The sequence below is a fragment of the Pseudoalteromonas sp. genome (assembly GCF_041613455.1).
Lineage (GTDB): Bacteria > Pseudomonadota > Gammaproteobacteria > Enterobacterales > Alteromonadaceae > Pseudoalteromonas.
This window is the reverse complement of the sequence record NZ_JBFJHD010000159.1, coordinates 1-6985: the sequence shown is the minus strand read 5'-3', so window position 1 is coordinate 6985 and position 6985 is coordinate 1. Positions and strand designations below refer to the sequence as shown.

Genomic DNA, 6985 nt, shown 5'->3' with positions numbered 1-6985 from the left:
GCTTTAAACCCGCGCCTAAGGTAGACTCAGCAGTGATCCGCTTGATCCCTAAAAAGCCGGAGCAACGCACTGCAAAAAGTGTAAAAATATTAAACAATGTGTGTTTAGAAGCGTTTAACCAACGTCGTAAAACATTACGTAATAGCTTAAGTAACTTACTTACCGCAGAAGAGCTAACCAGCATTGGCATTGATATTACTATGCGTGCTGAGCGCTTATCGTTACAACAATTTATTGATATAGCAAACTGGATTTATGACAACAAGCAGTAATATTGGATCACCTGTTAAGGTATCTGTGGAAACATTTTATGTGGAAGAGCAATCACAACCTGAACTCGATAAGTTTGTGTTTGCTTACTCTATCACCATTAAAAATCATAGTTTGTGCAGTGCGAAATTACTCAGTCGTTATTGGTTAATTACCGATGCCAATGGCAAAGAAACTGAAGTGCAAGGTGAAGGCGTGGTGGGCGAAACCCCAACCATAGCTCCTGGCGAAAGCTATAAATACACCAGTGGTGCGATTATAGACACTCCGGTAGGCACTATGCAGGGTCACTATACATTACGCAATGAATTTGGCGCCGAGTTCCAAGCGCCGATCCAGGTGTTTCGTTTAGCCTGCCCTAACATTTTGCACTAATAGCGGCAGCACCACGATGGCCGACTACGCAATAGGTGATTTGCAAGGTTGCTTTAACGAGTTTAACACCCTGTTACAGCGCGTTAATTTTAACCCCAGCAAAGATCACCTTTACCTAGTCGGTGACATTGTTGCTCGCGGGCCGGACTCACTGGCCTGCTTAGAGTTTCTTTATAAACACCAAGATAGTGTCACTATCACCCTAGGCAACCACGACTTACACCTAATTGCCTGCTACCTATTAAATAAACCCGCTAACCCGCACGACAAGTTAAGCGCTGTATTTCAAAGCGATAAACTCGCCCGTTATATCGCCTTTTTACAAACTCAGCCTTTGGCACTGTACCTTGCGCAATACTCATGCTTTATTTCTCACGCTGGGCTCAATCCTGACTGGTCAATAGAGCGTGCTTTGCAGCACGCGCAGTTTGCCCAGCAGTGCTATCAAGGTGACAACGCCGCGCACTTTTTTACCACTATGTATCAACCGCACCCTAGCCGTTGGCATGAGCAACTGAGTGACGCAGAAAAATTTCGCTACATTGTAAATTATTTTACTCGAATGCGTTTTTTAACCGCCGACAAGCAGCTCGATTTAACGGCTAAAGGTGAGCTGACGAGTGGTGGTAATTTAACACCTTGGTTTATGCACCCCGCGATCACCAATTCTGAGCAAACCCTTATTTTTGGCCACTGGGCAGCCTTAAAAGGAAAAACCCCTCATAAACACCTATTAGCCTTGGACACAGGCTGTGTATGGGGCGGCGCAATGACCTTAATAGAGCTTGCCAGTAAACAAAAAACCGTCGAAAAATCACATCTTTTAGCTAAATAAACTGAAAAAATTTGCTACATCTGTTAAATTTAATGATGCATGTTAAAATCTAATAATTACAACTTGTTCACAATGTGTTGATTTACTTTGCATAGCCGTAGCAGTGCTGTTTTAACTGCGGCGTAGTTATAAGTTTAATCATAAAAATCAGCCAATATTAAAATAATTAATGTTAATTACTTAACTTATTGCAGTAAACGCCGATAAGTTTTAACTGATGTACTTTTGAATGGAAACCCGTATGAATCTAACAGTAAGCCAACGTATTTGGGGTGGGTTTATTTTTATCACTCTGTTACTTTTAATTATTGGCGGTAACTCTTTAATAAGAATAGCAAATATTGATCGTTCCACACAACAAGTGAATCAGTTATCGCTACCTGCTTTAAATAACAGCGCCAAGTTACAAGCTGAGTTTATTTTAATGAGCAAAGCGGCTCAAGCCAGTTTTTATACCTCCTCAGCACAGCAACTCGACCCAATAAAAAAACAAGTCCTCGCACAAAAAAAGCTGTTTGATACGCTGCATCGAGAGTTACAAGCGGTGGTTAAAAATGATCCGCAACTAAATAAAAGTAGCCAGCAAGTGGAGAAAACCTATTTAAGCTTTTTAGCAACGGTAGAAAGCCTACTGGCTGATAAAAGCCAACAGTTAGCACTTAATAGTATTCTGAAGTCTCAGCTCGAAACCATAGAGCTTGCTGCCGAAGACGCCAATTCAATTGTGCTCGATATTATTGATATTGATGGCCTAGAGCAAGATCACCCACGGGCTTATCAAGCAGCGAACAACCTAGAAAACAACTTTATGTCGGTGGTCAGCAACAGCACCGATATGCTCACGGTTAAAACCCTCAATACCCTTGATATTGTTAAAAATGAACAACAGTATTACTTTGATGAAGTGATCCGCACCATTGCTCTTATCAAGCCCGCTATTGAACAAAGCAATAATGATTTATATGTACCGCTAAAAGAGTATGTCGATATACTAGAAAGCAATATCACCGGTGATAACAGTCTTGCGGCAAATAAAAAACGCTTAATTGATGCCATTAGTCTTACCGAGCGTGAACTTGCGCAAGCAGAGCAAGCAACTAAAACAGCGCTGGCTCAAATTGACGTATTGGTTAAACAAGCCAGCGATGTGGCTTTTGCACTGCAACAAGATGTGCGCAGCGATGTGGACTCGGCTAATTTATGGACATGGGTTGGCATGATCATCGCTACGATTATTGCTGTGATTGTGGCCTTTGTTACCGTCAGCCGTATTACCAAACCACTGGCTGAAGTAAACCGTATTTTAAATATTGTTGCCAGTGGCGATATGACACAGCGTTTAGATGACAGCGCCAAAGATGAATTTGGTGAGTTATCTAAAAGTTGTAACACCTTAATCGATAGCTTACGTATTTTAATTAAAGGCATTATTTCACGTTCCACGCAACTTGCGGCGGCCTCAGAAGAAACCTCTACCATCACGGGTGAGTCAAGCAAAGCCATTCGTAATCAGCAAGCACAAGTAGAGCAAGCCGCAACCGCCACCACCGAAATGAGCAGCACCTCACAAACGGTAAGCAATAGCGCGCAACAAGCATTAAGCGAAATTAAAAATGCCGATAATGAAGCCGAGCGCGTTAAAGCGATTTCTAATCAAAACAAAGCCACCATTGAACAACTGGCTTACGAAGTGGATGAAGCTGCCAATGTTATTAATAAACTGCATCAAGATAGCGCCTCGATTGGCAGTATTTTAGATGTTATTCGTGACATAGCTGAGCAAACTAATTTACTTGCCTTGAATGCCGCAATTGAAGCGGCCCGCGCTGGTGAATACGGCCGAGGCTTTGCTGTTGTAGCCGACGAGGTACGCTCACTGGCAAGCAAAACGCAAGAGTCGACCCAAGAGATACAATCTATGATTGAATCGCTGCAAAAAGGCGCAGAAGCCGCAGTAACGGCAATGGACAAGGGTAAACAACAAGCGGTTTCATGTGTAGAGCAAAGCGACCTTGCGAATAGTGCACTCGATTCAATTACCTTAGCGGTGTCGCAAGCCCATAATGTGAGTGAAGAAATATCTACCGCAGCACAAGAGCAACAACAAGTATCGCAGGAGATCAGCGAGCGCTTGGAGTCTATTGTAGCCATCGCAGAGCAAACGGCCGAAGGCGCGGTGCAAACTAATATTTCTAGTTCAGAAGTAGCAAAACTAGCCGAAGAGCTGAGAATATCGGTAGAGGACTTTAAGGTTTAATTTAGGAGCTGTTGCTCCTTACTCACGCCAGCAAAGCAGTAAGTGAGGAGCATTAATTTACTGAAGGCAGTTAAATTTTATCTATTTCTTGGTTATTGACTGTTATTTCAATTTGTTTATTTAACAACTGTATTAGTAAAATACTGCGCATATCGCCATCCGGCTCTTTATAAATAGCGGCTATATTTTTAAACGACTCATTGTTCACAGTCACCCGGTCGCCCGCTTGTGGCATATGTGATTCATGGCTATCTAAACGCTCGGCTTTCAGCTGGGCAATCAGCTCATTCGGCACCCGTTGATACTGAGCCCCATAAGCAACAAATCCGCTGATACCACGGGTATTTTTAACCGCAGAAAAGTTACCGTTTTCAGCTGCTAAACAAACAAATAAATAATTGGGAAATAATGCTGTTTGCTTTACGCTACGGCGCCCTCTAACCAGCTTTTCAGTGCTTAACTTGGGGTAAAAGGCCTCTATCCCTTGGTTTTGTAAGTTCAGCTGCGCGCGCGCTTCTTGACGCGGTTTACATATCACTAAATACCAACTCTTCATGCTAATCCCTCTGCTCTAACTGGTGCTGTATACCTAAGCTACATCCATAAACTAAACAAGCGCGGTATTATACGCAAGCATAAAGCTGAGTGCAAAATGCCTAGTGGCAGCAACCGCATGCAATGGTTGCACAATAACAGCAATACAAATCTAGCTTTAATTGATATTTTTGCAATTTAAAACAAAAAACCCAGCCGAGGCTGGGTTTTTACATTCTGAAAGAAAACTAAAATTACTTGATTTTAGCTTCTTTGAAAATCACGTGTTTACGAGCCTTAGGATCGAATTTTTTGATTTCCATCTTTTCAGGCATGTTACGCTTGTTCTTGTCGGTAGTGTAGAAAAAACCAGTACCAGCAGTTGAAACTAAACGGATCTTATCGCGCATAATTCAGTTCCTTAAACTTTTTCGCCACGAGCACGGATTTCTGTAAGAACCGTGTCAATGCCTTTTTTATCGATAATACGCATACCTTTTGTAGTAGTGCGTAATGTTACAAAACGTTTTTCACTTTCAACCCAAAAACGGTGTGTTTGTAGGTTAGGTAGGAAACGACGTTTAGTCGCGTTTCTCGCGTGTGAACGGTGGTTTCCAACCGCTGGACGCTTACCTGTAACTTGACATACTTTAGCCATGTCTATATATCTCCAATAACTTAGCTCGAGCTTAATTTTCCCTAAGGCCATGTATTCGTGCCCTAGAGATAAATCGAAGGGCGCTCTTTATACAGCTTTTACAGGTAGAGATCAAATTACTGATCTCATCCAATCAGCTCATGTGCAAATTTGATAGCGGCTAATTATAAAGATCGAATGCCGTTAGGGAAAGTAAAAACTGCATTTAAATTAAACTAATTTGCGAAAAACTACGAAACAGCTCATTTTTAGTACACTTCTGCAAAAGTAAAGCTAAATAAGCCCCCTTTGCGCAAAAGAAACGCAGTTTTCTCCCCCCACGATAATATGATCAAGCACATTAATATCGACCAATTGCAGTGCCTGTTGCAATTTCGTGGTAATGAGTTTGTCTGCTTGGCTTGGCTCGGCAATACCGCTGGGGTGATTATGCGCTAATATCACTGCCGCTGCATTGTTTTTTAACGCTGCTTTAACCACTTCGCGAGGATAAACACTGGCCGCATTAATGGTGCCGTAAAACAGTATTTCATCTTTTATTAAGTGATTTTGGCTATCGAGATACAACACCATAAACACCTCTTGCTGCAAGCCTCGCATTTGCAACGTTAAATACTCATACACAGCGTTAGGTGAATTAAATACGGTATCGCGCTGACATTGCTCTTGCATATAACGGCGACTCAATTCCAACACCGCCTGTAATTGCACATATTTCGCTACACCTAGCCCCTTTTGAGCACAAAACTCCTCCAGCGTTGCATTGAATAAGCTCTGTAATGTTTGGTTTTCATTAATTAAATGCTGCGCTAATTCAATAACGTTCATGCCGGGCAAGCCGGTACGCAAAAAAATGGCCAGTAACTCGGCATCACTGAGTGCTTGTGCTCCTTTGGCTATGAGCTTTTCACGTGGGCGCTGCGCAGCAGGTAAAGCTGAAAGTTGCATCATTCATCCTTGATTTATTCACTTATTCTCTAACTGTAATGCAAATTTTAGAATTAGCCTGTTATTTCAGCTTAAAAACTTAGCTGTACGAGTCAAGATTTGCTATTTTAGCCACAATATTAAATAACACTGATGAGCAACCATGATTAATTTAACCAACAAAAAAATAGTGCTAGGCATTAGCGGTGGTATTGCAGCGTATAAATGCGCAGAACTCGTTAGGCGCTTAAAAGAGCAGCATTGTGATGTTAAAGTGGTCATGACCGAATCAGCGAAACACTTTATTACACCATTAACGATGCAAGCGGTGAGCGGCGAAATAGTCTCAGATTCATTACTAGATCCCGCAGCAGAAGCCGCCATGGGACATATTGAATTTGCTAAATGGGCCGATTTAATTTTAGTGGCTCCCGCCACCAGCAATATTATCGCCAAAATGGCCGCCGGTATTGCCGATGACTTACTCACTACGCTATTGCTGGCTACCCCTGCACAAGTGGCTATTGCGCCTGCAATGAATCAACAAATGTATGCCCACCCGGCCACCCAAGCTAATTTAGCCACGCTAAAAGCACGCAACGTTCTTATTTGGGGACCCGGCAAGGGCGAGCAAGCGTGTGGTGATGTGGGCGCAGGGCGTATGTTAGAGCCACAGCAATTGGTTGAGCTATGTACTGCCCAACCACAGCCGCAGTTATTGGCCGGTAAAACCATAACCATTACCGCCGGACCAACGCGTGAAGCTATTGATCCGGTACGCTTTATTTCTAACCACAGCTCAGGAAAAATGGGTTACGCACTGGCACACGCCGCATTACAACTGGGCGCAAAGGTTAATTTGATTTCGGGTCCAGTTACCCTGGCCCCTCCTGCCGGCGCCAAGTTGATCAGCATAGAAAGCGCAGAGCAGCTATTAGCTGAATCACTGCACTATGCTCCGCAGTCAGATGCATTTATTGGCTGTGCAGCCGTGGCCGATTACCGCGCCGCCAATGTAGCAACGCAAAAAATGAAGAAACAAGGCGATGAGTTAACCCTGAGTTTAGTTAAAAACCCGGATGTGGTGGCCACGGTTGCCAACCTCACGAAAAACCGCCCTTATACGGTC

9 protein-coding genes are annotated in these 6985 nt (G+C 43.1%); 5 read left to right on the top strand and 4 right to left on the bottom strand.

The window, feature by feature from the left end:
* The 4 genes from ABYB02_RS12825 to ABYB02_RS12810 form a co-directional block, all read left to right on the top strand.
* Nucleotides 1-272, top strand: a 272-nt coding sequence (locus ABYB02_RS12825; RefSeq protein ID WP_372762833.1) for an rRNA adenine N-6-methyltransferase family protein, incomplete at its 5' end; no start/stop codon positions are given.
* Entirely contained in the window at nucleotides 256-645 is a 390-nt protein-coding gene (gene apaG, locus ABYB02_RS12820) for a Co2+/Mg2+ efflux protein ApaG (RefSeq protein ID WP_372762832.1), read from the top strand. The genes ABYB02_RS12825 and apaG, both read left to right, overlap by 17 nt.
* 16 nt (nucleotides 646-661) lie before the next feature.
* Nucleotides 662-1480: a symmetrical bis(5'-nucleosyl)-tetraphosphatase gene (locus ABYB02_RS12815; protein ID WP_372762831.1), complete on the top strand. Its 819-nt coding sequence runs from the start codon at nucleotides 662-664 to the stop codon at nucleotides 1478-1480.
* Between the two features lie 241 nt (nucleotides 1481-1721).
* Complete coding sequence (locus ABYB02_RS12810) at nucleotides 1722-3737, top strand: methyl-accepting chemotaxis protein (protein ID WP_372762830.1); 2016 nt, start codon at nucleotides 1722-1724, stop codon at nucleotides 3735-3737.
* A gap of 70 nt (nucleotides 3738-3807) precedes the next feature.
* Here the strand turns inward: ABYB02_RS12810 and rfaH are convergent, their stop codons facing one another.
* The 4 genes from rfaH to radC all read right to left on the bottom strand — a co-directional run bounded on the left by rfaH (nucleotide 3808) and on the right by radC (nucleotide 5877).
* Nucleotides 3808-4293 carry a transcription/translation regulatory transformer protein RfaH gene (gene rfaH / locus ABYB02_RS12805; protein WP_372762829.1) on the bottom strand — a complete coding sequence of 162 codons (486 nt, stop codon included), beginning with the start codon at nucleotides 4291-4293 and terminating at the stop codon, nucleotides 3808-3810.
* A 232-nt stretch (nucleotides 4294-4525) separates the two neighbouring features.
* The gene (gene rpmG / locus ABYB02_RS12800; protein WP_004587947.1) at nucleotides 4526-4681 is read right to left on the bottom strand and encodes a 50S ribosomal protein L33; all 156 of its coding nucleotides are present in this window, start codon (nucleotides 4679-4681) and stop codon (nucleotides 4526-4528) included.
* A gap of 11 nt (nucleotides 4682-4692) precedes the next feature.
* A complete protein-coding gene (rpmB, locus tag ABYB02_RS12795; protein WP_372762835.1) occupies nucleotides 4693-4929 on the bottom strand; it encodes a 50S ribosomal protein L28 in 237 nt (78 codons plus the stop codon).
* Nucleotides 4930-5202: 273 nt separating this feature from the next.
* Nucleotides 5203-5877 (bottom strand): DNA repair protein RadC, encoded by a 675-nt coding sequence (gene radC / locus ABYB02_RS12790; protein ID WP_372762834.1) that lies wholly within the window; start codon nucleotides 5875-5877, stop codon nucleotides 5203-5205.
* 142 nt (nucleotides 5878-6019) lie between these two features.
* Here radC and coaBC point away from each other — a divergent pair.
* Nucleotides 6020-6985: bifunctional phosphopantothenoylcysteine decarboxylase/phosphopantothenate--cysteine ligase CoaBC (coaBC, locus tag ABYB02_RS12785; protein ID WP_372762828.1), on the top strand; the 966-nt coding region annotated here is incomplete at its 3' end.

What these genes read in the sequence shown, in the direction of transcription:
- ABYB02_RS12815 (WP_372762831.1), top strand. Translation starts at nt 662, where the DNA reads ATGGCCGACTACGCAATAGGTGATTTGCAAGGTTGCTTTAACGAGTTT.
- ABYB02_RS12810 (WP_372762830.1), top strand. Translation starts at nt 1,722, where the DNA reads ATGAATCTAACAGTAAGCCAACGTATTTGGGGTGGGTTTATTTTTATC.
- rpmG (WP_004587947.1), bottom strand. Translation starts at nt 4,681, where the DNA reads ATGCGCGATAAGATCCGTTTAGTTTCAACTGCTGGTACTGGTTTTTTC.
- rfaH (WP_372762829.1), bottom strand. Translation starts at nt 4,293, where the DNA reads ATGAAGAGTTGGTATTTAGTGATATGTAAACCGCGTCAAGAAGCGCGC.
- rpmB (WP_372762835.1), bottom strand. Translation starts at nt 4,929, where the DNA reads ATGGCTAAAGTATGTCAAGTTACAGGTAAGCGTCCAGCGGTTGGAAAC.
- radC (WP_372762834.1), bottom strand. Translation starts at nt 5,877, where the DNA reads ATGCAACTTTCAGCTTTACCTGCTGCGCAGCGCCCACGTGAAAAGCTC.
- apaG (WP_372762832.1), top strand. Translation starts at nt 256, where the DNA reads ATGACAACAAGCAGTAATATTGGATCACCTGTTAAGGTATCTGTGGAA.